Here is a 20,904-nt window from a genome sequence, read left to right as displayed (position 1 = left end):
TCCTCCCGGCGCAGCGAGAGGGTTATCACTCGTTCCATGGCAAGCGTTCTGGCGGCAGAATGTGGTCGCAATCAGGCGTTGTGCGGGTGTTTTGCTGGTCCTGGTTAATCAATCATGGCAACAAATGGCCATTGTCCCAGAGGCCACACAGGCCCGGTTCCAGATCGCCGGATTCCGCACCCGTGGCACACCGGGGGCCTACCAACGCAGGATGCGCCCCCCCAGCCAGGCCCCGCACGCAGCAAGAATGGCAATCCCCAGCGAATACCAGAGCAGAAAGAACTGCGGCGCATCCTCGTTGCAATGCAGCGCATAGATCATGGCCGCGAATCCGCCCGCAGCCAGCCCGGCAAACGCGCCGTTGCGGTGCGGCGCCACCGACGCGCCATCCCGCAACATGAACAAGGCCGCCACCAGCGGGGGCAAGCCGATGGCCGTGACCGCCAGCAGGCAGGCCCGCGCCGTGCTGCCCATCACGGCCCGCGTGACCTGCCCCGCAGGCGTGGACAGCACCGCCAGCCCGAACCACAGCAGAACGGCACCAAGCACGATCCACAGCGCAGTTTGCGCGCCGCGCCCGTCCTGATCCGGTCGCGCCAGCGCCAGCGCGCCAGAGACCCCCAGCCCCCCGACGAGCAGCGGCAGAACCCATTTCATCAGCGTCGTCGGGACCGTCACCGCCTGGGCCAGATCCGGCCGGATCCCCAGCAGCAGCAGACCCGCCAGCCCGGCCCCCGCCAGTCCTGTTGCCATGGCCAAGGTCACACGCCACGGAACGCGCCGCGGCCGACTGTCGTCCTGCGCCAGAAGTCCGATCAACTCGTCGGTTCTCATACCCTGTCCTCCAGCCGCAACCGGGCAAGGCGCTGCAACGCCCGGTGCAATGCAACCCGCAGACCACCCGGTGTCATGCCCAGCCGCGCCCCGCAGTCCTCATACCCCCTGGCCTCCAGCGCCAGACAGCGCAGCAGGGCCGCATCCCGGCCGGGCAAGCGGTCGATCAGGCGCCCTGCATCCGCCGCCTCGAACGGATCGGGGCCGTCCTCGGCGGCCAGCGCCTCGGCGAAATCCTCGACCGGCAGATGCACCGCGCGCCCCCGGCGCCGGAACGCATCGACGATCTTGTGCCGGGCGATGGCGTAGACCCAGGGTCGCAGCGGTTGCGCGCTGTCCCAGGTTCCCCGCTTGAGATGCACGGCCAGCAACGTGTCCTGCACCACATCTTCGCACCAGGCCGGATCCATCCCGCTCGCCCTTGCCCGCACGATGCCACGCAGCACCGGCGCCATCTGCGTCAGCAGCAGCGCATAGGCCCGCTGATCGCCGGCGATCCCCGCGCGCATCCACGCGGACCAGTCTTCGTCGCTTCGCCCCATGCCGTCCCTGCTGTCCTATGCCCGATACGCTGTGCAGCGGCCCAACGTTACACGGCACGCCGCGTCATGCCAGATATCACGTGTTCGTGTGCCGGTAACGCCGCCGCCCGTTGGCTCGAATGGCACCGCAGGACGCAACGGGCGTCCCCTTGCAACGGAGATCGACACATGAACGCCAATCTTGCCGCCGCCATCGCCGCCGCCATCAGCCTGTCGGCCGTTTCAGCCCAGGCCCAGACCGCAACCGGCAGCATGGAAAAATGCTATGGCGTTGCGCTGGCCGGGCAGAATGACTGTGCCGCAGGCCCCGGCACCACCTGCGCGGGCAGCTCGACCAAGGACTATCAGGGCAACGCGTGGAAGCTGGTCCCGGCTGGCACCTGCACCACCATCGAAACCCCGGCCGGTCACAAGGGGTCGCTGGAGCCGATCACGATGTAACTTGCCCGTCTGCCGGGCGGATCCCGATCCGCCCGGTTGCCTTGCAGCACAAGGAATGCCCCATGACACTGCCTGCCCGCGCCGGGCTGGGCTTCAAGCCCCAGCATTTCGCCCAGATTGTCGCCAGCCCCCCGACGGTGGGGTTCTTCGAAGTCCATGCCGAGAATTACCTGGGCGCGGGCGGTGCGCCGCATGTCATGCTGGAGACGCTGCACCGCGACCATGCCTTGTCGGTCCACGGGGTCGGCCTGTCGATCGGCGGCGACCGGATCGACGCTGCCCATCTTGCCCGGATCAAGGCATTGTGCGACCGCCACCAGCCCGAGAGCTTTTCCGAACATCTGGCCTGGTCCAGCCATGGCAACGAATTCCTGAACGATCTGCTGCCGCTGCCCTATACCGCAGCCACGCTGGACCGGGTCGTGGCGCATGTCGATCAGGTGCAGACCGCCCTGGGCCGGCGCCTGCTGCTGGAAAACCCGGCGACCTATGTGGTCTTTGCCGACAGCGATATCCCCGAGACCGAGTTCCTGGCGCAGATCGCCGCGCGCAGCGGCTGTGGGCTGTTGCTGGATGTGAACAATGTCTTTGTGTCCTGCACCAACCACCGCACCGACCCGCTGGCCTATCTGGACGCCTTTCCCCTGCATCTGGTGGCCGAGATCCATCTGGGGGGCCACGAGGCCGAAGACCTGCCCTCGGGGCCACTGCTGATCGACTCGCACGGGGCAGAGGTGGCGGATCCGGTCTGGGCGCTGTTCGCGCATGTGCTGCACAGAACCGGCCCGCTGCCCAGTCTGGTGGAATGGGACACCGATGTGCCCGACTGGCCCGTCCTTATGGCCGAGGCGCAGCGTGCCGAACGGGTGCTTTCGCACGAGGCCCGCCATGCAGCCGCATGACCCTGTCGCGCGGTTCCGCGGTGTGATTTCCGGTGCGGATGTGCCGCCCGGCCTGCTGGCATCCCCGCCGGACGAGGTTGCGCAGCGTGTCGCGGTCTATCGCAACAACGTGGCGCACAGCCTGGCGCAGGCCCTGGCCCGCCGCTATCCGGTCGTGCAGCGGCTTGTGGGGGCCGAGTTCTTCGCCGCGATGGCAGCCCCCTTTTGCGCCGCCCATCCGCCGCGCAGCCCGGTGCTGCAAGAATGGGGCGGCGCCTTTCCGGGGTTTCTGGCCGGTTTCGCGCCCGTCGCGGGGCTGCCCTATCTGCCGGATGTGGCCCGGATCGAATGGGCGCGCGGGCTGGCCTATCATGCCGCGGATGCGACGTCGCTTGCGCCCGAACACCTGACCGCCGACCGCCCGCTTGCGCTGCATCCCTCGCTGCGTCTGCTGCGCCTGTCACATCCCGCGATCAGCATATGGCAGGCGAACCAGCCGGGCGGCACGGGCCTCTGTCGTGCGACGGGCCCCGAGATCGCCCTGATCTGGCGCAGCGCCGATTTCCAGGTGCCGGTCCTTGCCCTGACACCGCAGGACGCCGCCCTGATCGAGGCGCTCTTGCGCGGCCTCCCCCTGACCAAAGCCGCAGCCGGGTGCGATCCGGTGCCGGTGCTTGCGCTGTTGCTGCGCAATACCCTTGTCTGCAAAGGAATCCCGGAATGATCCGCTCTGTCCTCTCGCGCGTGAACAGGCTTGGCCGCCATGTGCCGCATGATCTGGTCGCGCTGGCTGCACGGGTCTTTCCCGCCGCAGTATTCTGGGCCAGCGGCCGGACCAAACTGGACGGGCTGACGATGAAATCATCGACGATATTCCTGTTCGAACATGAATATGCCCTGCCCCTGATCCCGCCGCATCTGGCAGCATGGCTGGCAACCGTGGCGGAACATCTGTTTCCCGTCCTGCTGTTGCTGGGGCTTGCAACGCGGCTGTCTGCGCTGGCGCTGCTGGGAATGACTGCGGTGATCCAGATCTTCGTCTATCCCGGCGCCTGGCCGACCCATGGGCTTTGGGCCGCCTGCTTTCTGGTGCTGATCGCACAGGGGCCGGGCCGGGTATCGCTGGATGCGGTCCTTGGCTGGGACCGGCCGCAGCGGGGCTGACCGCGACGGCAGACCATCGGCGGGGGACGGTAGTCCAGGCACAGCCTTGCCGTCGGGGGTCCGGGGGGCGTCCCCCGGCCCCGGCAGGGATCAGTCGCGCCGACCGGCAAACCGGGCCTGCCACTCCGCCCGCTCTTCGTCGGTGATCTTGCGGAACAGCACATCCGGGGTCTGGAACGCATGGCCGACCGGCAGGCTGTCCAGCGCGGCGGCGACCCCCTCGGGCCAGGTCCAATCGTCACAGCCCATGGCCGCCATGGTGCTGGCGGCGGCATCGGGGATGAAGGGGCGCGACAGCACGGCATAAAGCCGGATCAGGTTCAGCGCCAGGCGGATCTGCGCCGCCGCCTGTTCGGGGTCGGTCTTGACCACCGTCCAGGGGGCGGCGGATTGCAGATATTCGTTGCCCGCCACCCAGATCGCCCGCAACTCGATGGCCGACTTGCGAACCTCCATCGCATCCATCGCGGCCTCGTAGGCCCGGACACGGGTTTCAAGCTCTGCGACAAGTGCTGCCTCACGCTCGCCCATCTGCCCGCCGGCCGGCACCGTCTCGCCGAATTTCGCGCGGCAGAACTTGGTCACGCGGCTGATCAGGTTGCCCAGCACATCGGCCAGATCCTTGTTGACCGAGACCTGGAAATTCTCCCAGGTGAACTCGCTGTCGGCGCTTTCCGGCGCATGGCTGAGCAGCCACCAGCGCCAGTAATCCGCCGGCAACAGGCTGAGCGCCTGGTCCATGAACACCCCGCGCCCGCGCGAGGTGCTGAACTGGCCACCATCATAATTCAGATAGTTGAACGATTTGATGTAATCGACCAGCTTCCACGGCTCGCCCGACCCCAGGATCGTCACCGGAAAGGACAGGGTATGGAACGGCACGTTGTCCTTGCCCATGAACTGGGTATAGGTCACATCCCCGGCGCCCTTGTCGGTGCGCCACCAGCGTTCCCAGTCGTCGCCCTTGCCCGCATCGACCCATTCCTGCGCACAGGCGATGTATTCGATCGGGGCATCGAACCAGACATAAAAGACCTTGCCGTCCATCCCCTGCCACGGGGCGCCGTCGAATTGCGCGGGCACCCCCCAGTGCAGGTCGCGGGTGATGCCGCGATCTTGCAGGCCGTCGCCATCGTTGAGCCATTTCCTGGCAATCGACGTGGACAGGATCGGCCAGTCGGTCTTGCTGTCGATCCAGGCTTCCAACTGGCCCTTCATGGCGGATTGGCGCAGATAAAGGTGCTTGGTCTCGCGCAGTTCCAGCTCGGTCGAGCCCGAGATCACCGAGCGCGGGTTGATCAGATCGGTCGGGTCAAGCTGCTTGGTGCAGTTGTCGCATTGATCGCCGCGCGCGCTTTCAAAGCCGCAGTTCGGACAGGTGCCCTCGATATAGCGGTCCGGCAGGAACCGGCCATCGGCCACCGAATACATCTGCTGTTCCGTCACTTCGCGGATCAGCCCCTGTTCGGCCAGACGCCGGGCAAAGCCCTGGGTCAGGGCGCGGTTCTGCGGGCTGGAGGACCGGCCGAAATGGTCGAACGACAGGCGGAATCCTTCGGCGATCCGGGCCTGAACCTCGTGCATCTCGGCGCAATAGACATCGACCGGCTTGCCCGCCTTGGCTGCGGCCAGTTCGGCAGGGGTACCATGTTCATCCGTGGCGCACAGGAACAGCACCTCGTGGCCCCGGCCACGCAGATAGCGGGCATACAGATCGGCTGGCAACTGGCTGCCCACCAGATTGCCCAGATGCTTGATCCCGTTGATATAGGGAATGGCGGAGGTGATCAGGTGGCGTGCCATGCGCGTCTTTCATCCCTTGCGGTTCGCCGCGCGGGTGTAGCCCATCGCGCCGCAGGGGGAAACGGGATTCTGCGCGCCGCCTTGCGGCATGTCACTGACGCCGCGACGAAAGCCATTGCGCCCAGGCGCCCGGACTGCCGCGAAAGGCGTTGATATCCACATTGCCCGGAATGCCGTTGATACGGCCGGTCCCGGTGTATTGCCAGAACGTCCAGCCCTGCCCCGGATAGACCGAGGACGGATGGTCGGCCACGGCGCGCAGCCAGAATTCCGCGCGCACAGCGCCGATGCCGGTATCGCGGTAGAAATCCGGGGTCGTGTAGATGATCGGGCGCTGGCCGTAATGCGCCTCCAGCCTGTCAAGGAAAATGCGGGCTTCGCGCCGCACATGGGCGCCATCGGGCCGGTGCGGGCAGTTGCGCGAGCGTGGCCATTCCAGATCCAGCACCGGCGGCAGCGCCCCGGCCTCGCGCGGGACATTGCGGATGAACCAGGCGGCCTGTTCGGCCCCGCCCCGGCAGTGATACCAGAAGTGATAGGCCCCGCGCGGCACGCCTGCGCGCCGGGCATCCGCCCAGTGGCGGCGGAATTCCGGATCCGTATGATCGCCGCCCTCTGTGGCCTTGATATAGGCAAAGGACACACCCGAGGCCTGGGCCACCGGCCAGTCTATGCCGGTGTTCCAGCGCGAGATGTCGATCCCATGCACCGCATAGGCGCGCGGGGTGCGGCCCGGCCAATCCACCGGCTTGGCGTCGTCGAATCGCGGCGCGCTCAGCGTCACCGGGGCCATGGGCCGGTTCTGCGGGGCCGGTCGCCCGCACGCCGCCAGCAGCGCCAGCAACAGCAGCAACAGCAGCAGAAGCACGGCGGGACCATGGGGGGCGCGGCGAACGGCAGGGGCAGACGGCATGGCGGCTCCGATCAGGCAGGCCCGTTCTGCCCTGCCTGCCGCGACCTGTCACGCCCCTGTCGGTGGCGAGGGCGTTCACGAAACCGTCAGGCCGCCCCGGCCCTGCGCATCAGCCTTCGGCGGACAGCTCGTCCCAGCAGGCGATCGCCCGTGCGCCATACATCAGCGCCGGACCGCCGCCCATCTGCACCGCCATGGCCACGACATCGGCCATCTCCTCCCGGCTGGCGCCCGCCTTCATCAGCGCCTCGACGTGAAAGCCGATACAGGGTTCGCAGCATTGGGCAATCGCAATGCCAAGCGCGATGTATTCCTTGTGCTTGAACTCCAGCACGCCATGTTCCTTGACCCCCTTTGACAGCAGTGCAAAGCCCTTGGAAGTTTCGGGAATGGCCTTGTGCAACAGGCGCAGGTCATCGCGTTGCTTGGCGATCTTGGCGGTCCAGTCCATGATGGTCTCCTTGTTCTGCCCCGCTGATCGCCCGGCCCGCCGCCGGCGTCCTTGATCCACGTCAATACATTCCTGATTTCATATGTTTCATCCGGGTGCTCTGTGCCATTGAGTTTCGGCCGACACGGCGGCTAGAGTGCGGGCAACAAGGCCACAGAATGACCGCACGCGACATCGTTCCACCAGCTTCGATCCTGCCGGGCCTTGCGCTTGGACTGGCGGCCTTTGCCGCGTCGCTGACGCCCAGCCTGATTCCGCGCGATGCGGTGGTGCAGGGCGGGTTGGCCGGGGCGTGCCTCGCGATTGGCCTGGGACTGTGGCAGTTGGCGCGCTGGCTATGGCTGGCGGCACAGTTGCCCGCCCCCCCGGACCGCGCCGCGCGCCGCATCGGCCTTGCGCTTGTGGTGCCTGCGGCGGTGCTGTCGGTGTGGAACCTCGCGCAGGTGACGCCCTGGCAGAACTCGATCCACGCCGTCATGGGATTACCCCCGGTCGAGACCGCGCGGCCCTGGCTGATCTGTGCCATCGCCCTGCCCGTCGCTGCGGTCGGATACGGGATCGGCCGTGCCATCGTTGCCGCGATCAGGATCGGGGTCCGGCTGGCCGGGCGCGTGCTGCCGCCGCGAACCGCAGCGGTGCTGGGTGCGGTGCTGGCGCTGTTCGTCGTCTGGACCCTGGCCAACACGCTGATGTTTCGCACCGTGCTGCGCGCGCTCGATGCCTCGTACCGCCAGATCGACGCGCTGATCCAGCCCGACCAGCCACCGCCCGCCGACCCGACCCGAGCCGGAAGCCCCGCCTCGCTGGTCGCCTGGGATGATCTGGGGCGCGAAGGGCGGGCCTTCGTCGCCTCTGGCCCGACCCGCGACGAGATCGCGGCGACGCTGGAGCAGCCCGCCCTGTCCCCGATCCGCATCTATGTCGGCCTGCCCGCGGCGGAAACCCCCGAGGACCGCGCGGCCCTCGCCCTGCGCGATCTGATCCGCGCCGGCGGCTTTGAGCGTTCGGTTCTGGTGATCGTCACCCCGACCGGCACCGGCTGGGTGGATCCCGCCGGCATCGCCCCCGCCGAATATCTGGCGGGTGGCGACATCGCCAGCGTGGCGGTGCAGTATTCCTACCTGTCCAGCCCGCTCTCGTTGCTGGTCGAACCCGACTATGGCGCAGAAACCGCCCAGGCGCTGTTTCGCGCGGTGCATGGCCATTGGAGCGCGCTGCCCCGCGACAACCGCCCACGGTTGTATCTGCACGGGCTCAGCCTTGGCGCGTTGAACTCGGCCCGCTCTGCCGCGCTGATCGAGATGCTCGACGATCCGATCCATGGCGCGGTCTGGAGCGGCCCGCCCTTTGCCAGCACCATCTGGCAAGAGGCCACCCGCAGCCGCCTTGCAGACAGCCCCGTCTGGCTGCCAAGGCTCAGCTCGGGCAAGACCCTGCGCTTTGCCAACCAGACAGGCTTTGCCGAAAACGGCTCTGCGCCCTGGGGGCCGATGCGGCTGGCCTTCCTGCAATATGCCAGCGATGCGATCACCTTTTTCGATCCGCGCGACCTGTATCGCCCGCCCGAATGGCTGGCCCCACGCGGTCCGGATGTCTCGCCACATGTGCGCTGGTATCCGGTGGTCACGCTGCTGCAAACGGGGGTCGATATGCTGTTGGCAAATCGTACGCCCGCAGGGCATGGGCATGTCTACGCTCCCGAGCATTACCTGACGACCTGGGCGGCCGTACTGGGGCCGGTGCCGGGGCACGCCGCGCTGGACCGCATTCGCGCCCGGCTCGACGGGTTGGGCCTCAGCGATCCGAACCGGGGGGGCTAGGGCGGGCGCTAGAGTTCTTCCACCGCCAGCACGCCCTGCACCGCCTTCAGCGCGCCCTTGACCTGCGGCCCCAGCGGCCACTGCCCCGGCAGGGCGATGTCGATCTCTTGCCCGCTGCCACCATCGGCCACGCAGACCATGACCTGCCCCTTGGCCATCCGCCCCGCATCGGCCCGCGCCCGCTCCAGCAAGGCCGCAACCGCCGCCGCCGCATGGGCCTCGGCCAGATGCACACGCAACGCCTGGGCCCCGGCATCCGCGGCCAGCGTCTCGACGGGCTGCACCCCGCGCGCCAGCAGCTTCAGGCTGTCCCCTTCCAGCGTCGCCTCGACCGTCAGCACCACGTTCATGCCCGGCTCCAGGAACTGCCGCGCCTGATCCAGCACATCCGAGAATACCGTCACCTCATAAAGCCCCGTCGGATCCGAACAGGCGACAAAGGCAAAGCGGTTCCCGCGCGACGATTTGCGTTCCTGCCGTGCGCCGACCGATCCGGCCAGCTTGGCCACCACCGGCCCGCCTTCGGCCCGGCGCGTCACCTCGGCCAGTGTCATCACGTTCTTGCGCTTCAGGGCGCCCATCCAGTCATCCAGCGGGTGGCCCGACAGATAGAAACCGATGGCCATATGTTCCTGTTGCAGCCGTTCCACCGGCAACCAATCGTTGCGACCGATGATCCGCGGCGGCGGCAGATCCGCCCCCGCCTCGCCGAACAGCGACACCTGGGCCGAGCCGCGCGCCTCGTGCACCGCCGCCGAATAGGCGACCAGCCCGTCCAGCGCCTCGAACACCTTGGCGCGGTTGCCGTCCAGCAGGTCAAAGGCCCCGGCGCGCGCCAGCATTTCCAGCGGCCGCTTGCCGACCTTTTTCAGATCCACCCGGCTGGCGAAATCGGCCAGATCGCGAAAGGGCTGCGTCCCCCGCGCCGCGACGATCATCCGCATCGCCTCGACGCCCACGTTCTTCAACGCCCCCAGCGCATAGACAACGCGGCCCTTGTCCACGGTGAAGGTGGCATCCGAGCGGTTGACGCACGGCGGTACCACCTCGATCCCCATCCGGTCCACCTCGCGTTTGTAGACGTTCAGCTTGTCGGTCAGGTGGATATCGCAGTTCATCACCGCAGCCATGAACTCGACCGGATGGTTCGCCTTCAGCCAGGCGGTCTGATAGCTGACCACCGCATAGGCCGCCGCGTGCGACTTGTTGAAGCCGTAGTTCGCGAATTTCTCCAAAAGGTCAAAGACTTCACCGGCCTTCTTCGCGTCGATTCCATGCGTTGCCTTGGCGCCTTCGACGAATTTGGGCCGCTCCTTGGCCATCTCCTCGGCGATCTTCTTGCCCATCGCCCGGCGCAGCAGGTCGGCGCCGCCCAGCGAATAGCCGGCCATGACCTGCGCGATCTGCATCACCTGTTCCTGATAGACGATGATGCCTTGGGTTTCCCTGAGGATCGGATCAATCGTAGGATGCAACGATTCCAAGGGCTTGAGGCCATGCTTGACCTCGCAATAGACCGGGATGTTCTCCATCGGGCCGGGGCGGTACAGTGCCACCAGCGCCACGATATCCTCGATGCAGGTGGGCTTCATGCGCCGCAGCGCATCCATCATGCCGCTGGATTCCACCTGGAACACCGCCACCGTCCGCGCCGCCGCGTACAGTTGATAGGATGCTTCATCATCCAGCGGTATCGCGTTGATTTCGTTGACAGCCCCCTCGGGTGGGGCATAAAGCTGCCGCCCGTCCGCCGCTTCGTGCAGATTGCGGCCTTGGCCCCGGATCAGATCCAGCGCGTTCTGGATCACCGTCAGCGTCTTGAGGCCCAGAAAGTCGAACTTGACCAGCCCTGCCGCCTCGACCCATTTCATGTTGAACTGCGTCGCAGGCATGTCAGAGCGTGGATCGCGGTACAGCGGCACCAGCTCGTCCAGCGGCCGGTCCCCGATCACCACCCCCGCAGCATGGGTCGAGGCATTGCGCAACAGCCCTTCGATCTTTTCGGCATGGCCCAGCAGGCGACCGACCACCTCTTCCTTCGCGGCTTCGCGCAACCGGGGTTCGTCGGCCAGGGCCTTGGTAATGCTGACAGGTTTCACCCCTTCGACCGGGATCATCTTGGACAGCTTGTCGACCTGCCCATACGACATCTGCAACACGCGGCCCACGTCGCGCACCGCCGCCTTGGACAACAGCGCACCAAAGGTGATGATCTGCGCCACCTTCTCGCGGCCATATTTCTGCTGCACATACTGGATCACCTCCTCGCGGCGATCCATGCAGAAGTCGATGTCGAAGTCCGGCATCGACACCCGCTCGGGGTTCAGGAACCGCTCGAACAGCAGCGCATAGCGCAAGGGGTCAAGGTCGGTGATCGTCAGCACATAGGCAACCAGCGATCCGGCCCCCGAGCCGCGCCCCGGCCCCACCGGAATGCCCTGCGCCTTGCCCCATTTGATGAAATCCGCCACGATCAGGAAATAGCCGGGAAAGCCCATCTTCTCGATGATCCCCAACTCGAACCGCAGACGCTCCTCGTACTCGGCGCGCGGGGCCGCCAGCGGGATCACCGCAAGCCGCGCATCCAGCCCCTCCCAGGCCTGACGGCGCAATTCCTCGACCTCATCCTCGGCAAAGCGCGGCAGGATCGGCGCCCGCTTCTTGGCGGCATAGGCACAGCGGCGGGCAATCTCGACCGTGTTCTCGATGGCTTCGGGCAGGTCGGCGAACAGGGCCACCATCTCCTCGGCAGTCTTGAAACAATGATGCGGTGTCAGCCGGCGGCGCGGCGCGGTCTGGTCCACATAGGCGCCATCGGCAATGCACAACAGCGCGTCATGGGCCTCGTACATGTCGGGCTTGGGGAAATGCACGTCATTCGTTGCCACCAACGGCAGCCCCATGGCATAGGCCATCTCGATGAAACCGCGCTCGGTCGCGCGTTCGGCTTCGGTGGGCTTGCCCTCCTCGCCCGGATGGCGCTGCACCTCCATGTACAGCCGGTCGGGATAGATCTCCGCCAGACGCCGCACCAACGCCTCGGCCCGCGCGCCCTGTCCGGCCCGCAACAGCCGCCCCACCGGCCCGTCGCTGGCCCCGGTCAGGCAGATCAGCCCCTCGGAATGCGCCGCCAACTCCTCCAGCGTGACCTGCACCGCCTCCATGCTCTGCGGCAGATACAGGCAGGAATTCAGCTTCATCAGGTTCATGTAGCCCGCTTCGGACTGCGCCAGCAGCACGATGGCCGCAGGCGCCTTGGGCTTTTCGCCGGGCTGGGCCAGGTCATAGCGCAGCGAGATCTGGCAGCCGATGATCGGCTGAACCCCCGCCCCCAGCGCCGTGACGGAAAATTCCAGCGCGGCGAACAGGTTGTTGGTATCTGTAACCGCAATCGCGGGCATCCCGGCGGCAGCCGCCGCCTTGACCAGCCCTTTCAGGGGAAAGGCCCCTTCCAGCAGCGAATATTCGGTATGGGTGCGCAGGTGGATGAATCGGGCTTTGCTCATGCCCGCAGATTAGTCCCGCGCGCCCACCCAGTTCCAGCCCCGAAACGGTCCCGCCCGGAAAAGCGGCACAACGCCATTCTTCGGGCATTCCGGAAGGTGTTTCCGCCCATTCCATGAACAAGCCGCTGGACAAACCCTGCCCCCCCGCGCTTTCCTGACCCCCAACGGAGTGCGCCCCGCCTTACGCCGCATCGGGCCGGGCGCGAAACTCCACCATCAGGGACGTACCGCGGCGGAACGAGACATGACCGAGATTGCGTTTCTCCTGAACGGAACGCCAGTCCGTCTGCGCGACATCGCGCCGACCCGGACCCTTCTCGACTGGCTGCGCGAGGATCGCGGGCTGACCGGCACCAAGGAGGGCTGCAACGAAGGCGATTGCGGCGCCTGCACGGTGATGGTCACCGATGCCCAAGGCGCGCGGGCGCTGAACGCCTGCATCCTGTTCCTGCCCCAGCTCCAGGGCAAGGCCGTGCGCACGGTCGAAGGCATGGCGGCCCCTGATGGCACGCTGCATCCGGTGCAACGCGCGATGGTCGATTGCCACGGCAGCCAATGTGGCTTCTGCACCCCCGGCTTCATCACCTCGATGGTGACGGCGCATCTGCACGGCGACACCGATCATGATACCGTGCTTGCCGGCAATCTGTGCCGCTGCACCGGCTATGCCCCGATCATCCGCGCCGCCAGCGCCGCCAGCGCCGAACCGGCGCCGGACTGGATCCGGGACGACCCTGCCACATTCATCTTGCCCCAAATACCCTCGGGGGGAGCGCCGCAGGCGCGGGGGGCCGAGGCCCCCCTCGACGCCCCCCATCTGCGCACCGCCGACGACCTGGCCGACTGGTATCTGGCCAATCCCCAGGGGCGCCTGATCGCCGGGGCCACCGATGTCGGGCTCTGGGTCACGAAACAGATGCGCGACCTTGGCCCGGTGGCCTTTGTCGCAGGCATTCCCGATCTGTCGGGCATCCGTGTGACCGACAGCGCCATCCATATCGGCGCGGCCACCACCATCGAGGATCTGCGCCGCGGAATCGCACCGCTGCACCCCGATTTCGCCGAGATGCTGCGCCGCTTCGGCTCGACCCAGGTGCGCAATGCCGCAACCGTGGGCGGCAATATCGCCAACGGCTCTCCCATCGGTGACGGCCCGCCGGCCCTCATCGCGCTTGGCGCAACGCTGCATCTGCGCCGGGGTCAGGCGCGGCGCGCGCTGCCGCTGGAGCAGTTCTTTCTCGACTATGGCAAACAGGACCGCCAGCCCGGCGAATTTGTCGAGGCGGTCAGCGTTCCGCGCCAGCCCGACCGGCTGAAATGCTACAAGCTGTCGAAACGGTTCGACCAGGATATCTCGGCCGTGCTGGGGGCGCTGAACATCACCCTCGACAAGGGGCGCGTAAGCGCTGCGCGCATCGCCTTTGGTGGCATGGCGGGAACACCAAAGCGCGCCTCCGGCGCCGAAGCGGCGCTGCTGGGATCCGACTGGTCGCAAGCAACGGTCGAGGCCGCATGCGCGGCGCTGCGCCGCGATTTCACGCCGCTGTCGGACATGCGCGCCTCGGCGGGCTACCGGATGGAGGCGGCGGTCGCAATGCTGCGCCGCTACTGGCTGGAAGACCAGGGCCTTGCGCCGCGTATCCTGGAGGTGCAGCCATGAGCGTTGCCAAACCCCTGCCGCACGATTCTGGCCCGCTGCATGTGACGGGCCAGGCGCGCTATGTCGATGACATTCCCCTGCCCGCCAATGCGCTGCATCTGGCCTTCGGTCTGGCGACCGAGGCACATGGCCGTATCCTGTCGGTCGATCTGGCAGCGGTGCGGTCCGCGCCGGGCGTGGTGGCCGTCCTGCGGGCCGGGGATCTGCCCTTTGCCAATGATTGCAGCCCTTCGGCACATGATGAACCGCTGCTGGCGGATGGCGTCGTGCACTACGTGGGTCAGCCGGTGTTTCTGGTGGCCGCCACCAGCCATCAGGCGGCGCGCAAGGCGGCACGGCTGGGCCGGATCGCATATGAGGCGCTGCCTGCGATCCTGACCCATGATCAGGCGCTGGCCGCCGACAGCCGCTTTGGCCCCCCGGTGATCTGGTCGCGTGGCGATACCGCAGCCGCCATCGCCGCGGCCCCCCATGTGCTGGAGGGCCGTCTGGAGGTGGGCGGGCAAGAGCATTTCTATCTCGAAGGTCAGGCCGCCTTTGCCCTGCCGGGCGAATACGGCGACATGCATGTCATCTCCTCGACCCAGCATCCGACCGAGATCCAGCACAAGGTCGCCGAGGCGATCGGCCTGCCCATGCATTCCGTGCGGGTCGAGTGCCGGCGGATGGGCGGCGGCTTTGGCGGCAAGGAAAGCCAGGGCAATGCGCTGGCGGTGGCCTGCGCCGTGGTGGCCCGCGCGACGGGCCGCCCGTGCAAGATGCGCTATGACCGCGATGACGACATGGTCATCACCGGCAAGCGGCACGATTTCCGCATCGACTATCGCGTCGGCCATGACGACGATGGCCGCATCCTGGGGGTCGAGTTCACCCATGCCACCCGTGCGGGCTGGGCCCTGGATCTGACGCATCCGGTGGCCGACAGGGCGATGTTGCATGCCGACAATGCCTATTGGTTGCCCGCCATCCGGATCGAGAGCCACAGGCTGCGCACCAATACCCAAAGCGCCACCGCCTATCGCGGCTTCGGCGGCCCGCAGGGCATGGTGGGGATCGAACGGGTGCTGGATCATGTCGCCCATGCGGTGGGCCGCGATCCGCTGGAGGTGCGGCGGCGGAACTTCTACGCCGCGCCTGTGGCGGCGCCGGGGGGCCGTCTGCCCCCCGGACCCCCCGAGGGTATTTCGGGCAAGATGAAAGCGGCACCCGCGCAGACCACGCATTATGGCCAGGAGGTGCGGGATTTCGTGCTGCATGATCTGGTGGCGCGGCTTGAAGCCACATCGGATTATGCCGCGCGGCGGGCGGCGGTGCGCGCGTGGAACGCCGCAAATCCCGTTCTGAAGAAGGGAATTGCGCTGACGCCGGTGAAATTCGGGATCTCGTTCACGCTGACCCATCTCAACCAGGCCGGCGCCCTGGTGCATGTGTATCAGGACGGGTCGATCCATCTGAACCATGGCGGCACCGAGATGGGACAGGGCCTGTTCCAGAAGGTGGCCCAGGTGGCGGCGCGCGAATTCGGGGTGGAGATGGCGGCGGTGCGCATCACCGCGACCGATACGGCCAAGGTGCCGAACACATCGGCCACGGCGGCCTCCAGCGGGTCGGATCTGAACGGGATGGCGGTGCAGGCGGCCTGTGCCGAGGTCCGGGGCCGGATGGCCGTGCATCTGGGCGCGCGGCATCAGGTGCCGCCCGAGACGGTGGTGTTCCGCGAGGGGCGGGTTCAGGTCGCCGGTGCCGAGTACAGTTTTGCCGAAGTGGCGGGCATGGCCTATGCGGCGCGGATCTCTTTGTCGGCGACCGGGTTCTACAAGACGCCCGAGATCACCTGGGACCGGGTGAAGGGCCGGGGGCGGCCGTTTTTCTATTTCGCCTATGGGGCGGCGGTCACGGAGGTGGTCGTCGACACGCTGACGGGTGAGAACCGCATTCTGCGCGCGGATATCCTGCATGATACCGGCGCCTCGCTGAACCCCGCGCTGGACATCGGGCAGATCGAGGGCGGCTATGTGCAGGGTGCCGGTTGGCTGACCACGGAGGAGCTGGTCTGGGATGACAAGGGCCGCCTGCGCACCCATGCGCCCAGTACTTACAAGATTCCGGCCTGCGGCGACCGTCCGCGCCTGTTCAACGTGGCGCTCTACGGGCGCGAGAACCCGGAGCCGACGATCTATCGGTCCAAGGCGGTGGGGGAGCCGCCGTTCATGCTGGGGATTTCGGCCCTGATGGCGCTGTCGGATGCGGTTGCGGCCTGTGGCGATGGCAGGATCTATCCCGATCTGAATGGTCCGGCCACGGCCGAGCGGATGCTGGCCGCGATCCGGCGCCAGCAAGGCCGCGACGATGTTTGATCTTGTCGCCTTGCAGGTGGCGGTGGCGTGTCATGGCCGCGTGGCCCGCGTGGTGATTGCCGCGCATGACGGATCGTCGCCGCGCGAGGTCGGGGCGGCCATGCTGGTCTGGGCCGGGGGCGCGCAGGGCACCATCGGCGGCGGGGCGCTGGAGTGGCAGGCGATGGCGCGGGCGCGGGCCATGCTGGCGGCAGGCGGGGCCCGGCTGGACCGCGAGCCACTGGGGCCTGCCCTGGGGCAATGCTGTGGTGGCGCGGTGACGCTGTTGACCGAGGTGCATGATGCGCGATCCGTCGCGGCACTGGAGGGCACGCAGATCGTTGCGCGCCCTGTTGTGCCGGCGGCCATGCCATTGGCTGTCACGCGTCTGCTGGCGCAGGCGCGCAATGCGGGCCGGATGCCGGTTGCGCAATTCGTCCAGGGCTGGATGGTCGAGCCGGTCGCCCACCCGCAACGCCATCTGTGGATCTGGGGGGCGGGTCATGTGGGCCGGGCGCTGGTGGCGGTGCTGGCCCCCCTGCCCGGCCTTGCGTTGACCTGGGTCGATACCGCCCGCGAGCGTTTTCCCGATGACATTCCCGCAGGGGTAACGCCGATCTGGGCCGAGGCGCCGCAGGGCCTGGTGCCGCATGTTCCAAAGGAGGCGGAGCATCTGATCGTCACCTATTCCCATGCGCTGGATCTGGAGCTGTGCCACCGGTTGCTGGGCCGGGGCTTCGGCTTTCTGGGTCTGATCGGGTCGGCCACCAAATGGGCGCGGTTCCGGTCGCGCCTGGCGGCACTGGGGCATACGGCTGCACAGATTTCCCGCATCACCTGCCCGATCGGCGATACCGGGCTGGGAAAGCACCCGCAGGCCATTGCCATAGGGGTGGCCGTACAACTATTGAACTACAAAGAAAAATCCGAGACGGAGATCACGGATGACAACAGGGAACGGGGATCTGCTGCGCATCGAGGGCCTGACAAAGGCCTATCCCGGCGTGGTGGCGAATAGCGATGTAACCTTTGCCATATCTCCGGGCGAGGTTCATGCCCTGCTGGGGGAAAACGGGGCGGGCAAATCCACCCTGGTCAAGATGATCTATGGTCTGGTCCGGCCGGACTCGGGCCGGATGCTGCTGCGCGGCGCCCCCTATCAGCCTGCGAAACCGTCAGAGGCGCGGCAGAAGGGCGTGGCGATGGTGTTTCAGCACTTCAGCCTGTTCGAAGCGCTGAACGTGGCGGAAAACGTCGCCCTGGGGATGGAGAACCCGCCATCCATGCGCGAACTGGCAGAACGGATCCGTGCGGTCAGCCAGGAATACGGGCTGCCGCTGGATCCTGCCAAGCTGGTCGGCGATCTGTCGGCGGGCGAGCGCCAGCGGGTGGAGATCATCCGCTGTCTGCTTCAGGATCCCAAGCTGCTGATCATGGACGAGCCGACATCGGTGCTGACCCCGCAAGAGGTGGATATCCTGTTTCAGACCCTGCGCCAGTTGTCGGCCGAGGGAACGGCGATCCTGTATATCTCGCACAAGCTGGAGGAGATCCGGACCCTGTGCGACGAAGCGACGATCCTGCGGCGCGGCAAGGTGGTGGCGACCTGCACCCCGCGCGAACGCACGGCGCGCGAAATGGCGGAACTGATGGTCGGCCAGGTTCTGACCCCGCCCGCGCGCGCGCGCAAGCCGCCGGGGCCTGTTGCGCTGGAGGTGACGGGGTTGTCGGTGTCGTCGCCCAACCCGTTCGGCACGGCCTTGAAGAACATCGCCTTCACGCTGCGGCAAGGCGAGGTTCTGGGAATTGCAGGCGTGGCGGGCAATGGTCAGGATGAGTTGCTGCTGGCCCTGTCGGGGGAGATCCTGTCGCCCGAAAGCTGCGTCAGGCTGGCGGGCAAGCCGGTCGGCCGGATGGGGCCGAATGCGCGGCGTGCGCTGGGGCTGGTGGCCGCGCCCGAGGAACGGCTGGGCCATGCCGCCGCCCCGGACATGAGCCTGACAGAGAATGCCCTGCTGTCGGGCTACGTCCGCAAGGGGTTCCTGAAGAACGGCTTCATCGGCTGGGCTGCGGTGGACAGTTTTGCCCAGGCCATCGTCACGGCCTTTGACGTGCGCACGCCCGGCACCCATGTCGCGGCCCGCGCGCTGTCGGGCGGCAACCTGCAAAAGTTCGTCATCGGGCGCGAGATCCTGCAAGATCCCTCCGTGATCATCGTCAACCAGCCGACCTGGGGCGTCGATGCGGCGGCGGCGGCGGCCATCCGGCAGGCGCTGCTGGATCTGGCGGCCAAGGGGGCGGCGGTGGTGGCGATCAGCCAGGATCTGGATGAGTTGCTGGAAATCTCCGACAGCTTTGCCGCACTGAACGAAGGGCGACTGACGGCCCCCCGCTCCGCCCAGGGGCTGACGGTCGATGAAATCGGCCTGATGATGGGGGGCGCCCATGGCATGGATGTGGCCCACAGCCACCACGACGCACAGGGAGCGCGGACATGATCCGTCTGGAAAAACGTCCGACACCCTCGCGGTTCTGGGTGGCCGCCACGCCGCTGATCGCGGTGGTGCTGACCATGATCGCCGGCGGCATCATGTTTGCAATCCTTGGCAAGAACCCCTTCGATGCCATCCGCATCATCTTTTGGGATCCGCTGTTCGACCCCAACATGTCGGCCTATTCGCGGCCGCAGCTTCTGGTCAAGGCGGCCCCGCTGATCCTGATCGCCATCGGCCTGTCGCTGGGCTTTCGCGCGGGGATCTGGAACATCGGGGCCGAGGGGCAATACATCATCGGGGCGATCTGCGGGGCGGCTGTCGGGCTTGCCTTCTATCCTGCGGCGGGATGGTACATCTTTCCGCTGATGGTGATTGCCGGGGCGCTTGGCGGGTTTCTCTGGGCGATGATCCCCGCCATGCTGCGGACCTTCTTCAACACCTCGGAAATCCTTGTGTCCTTGCTGCTGGTCTATGTGGCACAGGCGCTGCTGGCGGCCATGGCGCTGGGGCGGTTGCGCAACCCCGAGGGGGGCGGATTTCCAGGCTCTCGCAATCTGGCGCAATATCCTGCGGCCTCGAACCCCGAGCTGTTTGCCGGAACCGGGATTCACTGGGGCGTGGTAGCTGCGTTTATTGCGGTGATTGCGGCCTATGTCATGCTGCAACGCCACATCCTGGGATTCAACATCAAGCTGACCGGCCAAGCCCCCAGAGCGGCGCGGTTTTCCGGTGTTTCGCCGGTAGCGCTGGTGCTGATCTGCATGGGCACATCGGGCGCGCTGGCCGGGCTTGCAGGCATGTTCGAGGTGGCCGGCCCCTCTGGCAAGATCTCGATCGACTTTGCCAGCGGATATGGCTTTACCGCGATCATCGTTGCCTTTCTGGGGCGGCTGAACCCCATTGGCATCCTGCTGGCGGGTCTGTTGATGGCGCTGACCTATATCGGCGGCGAGCTGGCCCAGTTCATGCTGGGGCTGCCCAAGGCGTCGATCCAGGCGTTCCAGGGGATGCTGCTGTTCTTCCTGCTGGCGCTTGACCTGTTGTCCAACTACCGGCCGCGGCTGGTAAAACGCGAGGGGGCGTGATGGATCTGTCCGCAATCAACCCTGCCGTCCTGTTCGCCTCGCTGATCGTGGCGGCCACGCCGATCCTGCTGGCGGGCCTGGGCGAACTGGTGGTGGAAAAGGCCGGTGTGCTGAACCTGGGCGTCGAGGGCATGATGATCGTCGGCGCGATCTGCGGCTTTGCCGTGGCCGTCGGCACCGGCAGCCCGGCCCTTGGTTTCATCGGCGGCGCCGTTGGCGGCGCGGCGCTGAGCCTGATCTTCGGGCTTCTGACGCAATACCTGCTGGCCAACCAGGTGGCCACAGGCCTGGCGCTGACCCTGTTCGGGTTGGGGTTTTCGGCCCTGATCGGACAGGGCTATGTCGGGATCAAGCCGCCGATGACCGAACGGCTGTCGTTTGGTCCGCTGTCGGACATTCCGGGTCTGGGGACCATCCTGCTGCGCCATGACCTGATGGTCTATGTCGCGCTGATCGCGGTGGTGGCCATCTGGTATGTGCTGAACCGCACCCGGCTGGGCCTGATCCTGCGCGCGGTAGGAGAAAACCACGACGCCGCCCATGCGCTTGGCTACAAGGTGGTGCGGATCCGGTTGCTGGCCATCCTGTTCGGGGGCGCCATGGCGGGCCTGGGCGGGGCCTATCTCAGCCTGATCCGGGTGCCGATGTGGACCGTGGGCATGACCTCGGGCGCGGGCTGGATCGCGCTGGCGCTGGTGGTGTTTGCCGCCTGGCGTCCGGGGCGGCTGTTGCTGGGGGCCTGGCTTTTTGGCGGTATCACGGCCTTGCAGCTCAATCTCCAGGTGGCAGGTGCGCGGGTGCCGGTCGAGTATCTGCAAATGTCGCCCTATGTGATCACCATCCTTGTGCTGGTCATCATGTCGGCCAAGGGCGGCCGCGCCCTGGGCGCCCCGGCGGCACTTGGGCGCAGCTTCCACGCAACCCATTGACTTGGCGTTGCCTTCCGTCAACACAGGGGGAGAAAACCCCCACC

Annotated in this window: 17 protein-coding genes; 11 read left to right on the top strand and 6 right to left on the bottom strand. The window is 66.9% G+C overall.

What is annotated here, in order from left to right; all coding sequences use genetic code 11:
* Positions 1-198 precede the first annotated feature (198 nt).
* Both BW970_RS01890 and BW970_RS01885 read right to left on the bottom strand, forming a co-directional pair.
* Positions 199-834, bottom strand: coding sequence for an NrsF family protein (locus BW970_RS01890; protein ID WP_076528157.1), 636 nt, complete (start codon positions 832-834; stop codon positions 199-201).
* A complete protein-coding gene (locus BW970_RS01885) occupies positions 831-1,376 on the bottom strand; it encodes a sigma-70 family RNA polymerase sigma factor (RefSeq protein ID WP_076528155.1) in 546 nt (181 codons plus the stop codon). Before BW970_RS01885 ends, BW970_RS01890 begins: the two co-directional genes overlap by 4 nt.
* 168 nt (positions 1,377-1,544) lie before the next feature.
* Here BW970_RS01885 and BW970_RS01880 point away from each other — a divergent pair, with 168 nt between their 5' ends.
* The 4 genes from BW970_RS01880 to BW970_RS01865 all read left to right on the top strand — a co-directional run bounded on the left by BW970_RS01880 (position 1,545) and on the right by BW970_RS01865 (position 3,862).
* Complete coding sequence (locus BW970_RS01880) at positions 1,545-1,817, top strand: BufA1 family periplasmic bufferin-type metallophore (protein ID WP_076528153.1); 273 nt, start codon at positions 1,545-1,547, stop codon at positions 1,815-1,817.
* A 62-nt stretch (positions 1,818-1,879) separates the two neighbouring features.
* Positions 1,880-2,719: an MNIO family bufferin maturase gene (gene bufB / locus BW970_RS01875; protein WP_076528151.1), complete on the top strand. Its 840-nt coding sequence runs from the start codon at positions 1,880-1,882 to the stop codon at positions 2,717-2,719.
* A complete protein-coding gene (locus BW970_RS01870) occupies positions 2,706-3,422 on the top strand; it encodes an HvfC/BufC N-terminal domain-containing protein (protein WP_076528149.1) in 717 nt (238 codons plus the stop codon). Before bufB ends, BW970_RS01870 begins: the two co-directional genes overlap by 14 nt.
* Positions 3,419-3,862: a DoxX family protein gene (locus BW970_RS01865; RefSeq protein WP_076528147.1), complete on the top strand. Its 444-nt coding sequence runs from the start codon at positions 3,419-3,421 to the stop codon at positions 3,860-3,862. The genes BW970_RS01870 and BW970_RS01865 overlap by 4 nt, the downstream gene beginning before the upstream one ends.
* A 90-nt stretch (positions 3,863-3,952) precedes the next feature.
* Here the strand turns inward: BW970_RS01865 and metG are convergent, their stop codons facing one another.
* The 3 genes from metG to BW970_RS01850 all read right to left on the bottom strand — a co-directional run bounded on the left by metG (position 3,953) and on the right by BW970_RS01850 (position 7,029).
* Positions 3,953-5,665 (bottom strand): methionine--tRNA ligase, encoded by a 1,713-nt coding sequence (gene metG, locus BW970_RS01860; protein WP_076528145.1) that lies wholly within the window; start codon positions 5,663-5,665, stop codon positions 3,953-3,955.
* A 91-nt stretch (positions 5,666-5,756) separates the two neighbouring features.
* Positions 5,757-6,578: a glycoside hydrolase family 25 protein gene (locus BW970_RS01855; RefSeq protein WP_076528143.1), complete on the bottom strand. Its 822-nt coding sequence runs from the start codon at positions 6,576-6,578 to the stop codon at positions 5,757-5,759.
* 109 nt (positions 6,579-6,687) lie between these two features.
* The gene (locus BW970_RS01850) at positions 6,688-7,029 is read right to left on the bottom strand and encodes a carboxymuconolactone decarboxylase family protein (RefSeq protein WP_076528140.1); all 342 of its coding nucleotides are present in this window, start codon (positions 7,027-7,029) and stop codon (positions 6,688-6,690) included.
* 158 nt (positions 7,030-7,187) lie between these two features.
* Here BW970_RS01850 and BW970_RS01845 point away from each other — a divergent pair, with 158 nt between their 5' ends.
* The gene (locus tag BW970_RS01845; RefSeq protein WP_076528138.1) at positions 7,188-8,849 is read left to right on the top strand and encodes an alpha/beta hydrolase; all 1,662 of its coding nucleotides are present in this window, start codon (positions 7,188-7,190) and stop codon (positions 8,847-8,849) included.
* An 8-nt stretch (positions 8,850-8,857) separates the two neighbouring features.
* Here BW970_RS01845 and dnaE read toward each other — a convergent pair whose 3' ends face one another.
* Complete coding sequence (dnaE, locus tag BW970_RS01840) at positions 8,858-12,355, bottom strand: DNA polymerase III subunit alpha (protein WP_076528136.1); 3,498 nt, start codon at positions 12,353-12,355, stop codon at positions 8,858-8,860.
* Positions 12,356-12,599: 244 nt separating this feature from the next.
* On the opposite strand from dnaE, the gene xdhA reads away from it, so the two are divergent.
* From xdhA to BW970_RS01810, 6 genes are read left to right on the top strand one after another with little or no spacing between them, the layout of a single operon-like run.
* Positions 12,600-14,015, top strand: a complete 1,416-nt coding sequence (gene xdhA / locus BW970_RS01835) for a xanthine dehydrogenase small subunit (RefSeq protein WP_076528134.1) — start codon at positions 12,600-12,602, stop codon at positions 14,013-14,015.
* A complete protein-coding gene (gene xdhB / locus BW970_RS01830; protein ID WP_076528132.1) occupies positions 14,012-16,372 on the top strand; it encodes a xanthine dehydrogenase molybdopterin binding subunit in 2,361 nt (786 codons plus the stop codon). The genes xdhA and xdhB overlap by 4 nt, the downstream gene beginning before the upstream one ends.
* On the top strand, positions 16,365-17,369 hold the full coding sequence (gene xdhC / locus BW970_RS01825) for a xanthine dehydrogenase accessory protein XdhC (RefSeq protein WP_083701121.1): 1,005 nt from the start codon (positions 16,365-16,367) through the stop codon (positions 17,367-17,369). Before xdhB ends, xdhC begins: the two co-directional genes overlap by 8 nt.
* Positions 17,296-18,849 carry an ABC transporter ATP-binding protein gene (locus tag BW970_RS01820; RefSeq protein ID WP_076528128.1) on the top strand — a complete coding sequence of 518 codons (1,554 nt, stop codon included), beginning with the start codon at positions 17,296-17,298 and terminating at the stop codon, positions 18,847-18,849. Before xdhC ends, BW970_RS01820 begins: the two co-directional genes overlap by 74 nt.
* Positions 18,846-19,931 carry an ABC transporter permease gene (locus tag BW970_RS01815; protein ID WP_076528125.1) on the top strand — a complete coding sequence of 362 codons (1,086 nt, stop codon included), beginning with the start codon at positions 18,846-18,848 and terminating at the stop codon, positions 19,929-19,931. The genes BW970_RS01820 and BW970_RS01815 overlap by 4 nt, the downstream gene beginning before the upstream one ends.
* Positions 19,931-20,860: an ABC transporter permease gene (locus BW970_RS01810; RefSeq protein ID WP_076528123.1), complete on the top strand. Its 930-nt coding sequence runs from the start codon at positions 19,931-19,933 to the stop codon at positions 20,858-20,860. Before BW970_RS01815 ends, BW970_RS01810 begins: the two co-directional genes overlap by 1 nt.
* The last annotated feature ends 44 nt before the right edge of the window (positions 20,861-20,904 follow it).

The sequence above is a fragment of the Gemmobacter megaterium genome (assembly GCF_900156815.1).
Taxonomy (GTDB): Bacteria; Pseudomonadota; Alphaproteobacteria; order Rhodobacterales; family Rhodobacteraceae; genus Wagnerdoeblera; species Wagnerdoeblera megaterium.
This window is presented reverse-complemented; position numbering and strand designations above follow the sequence as displayed.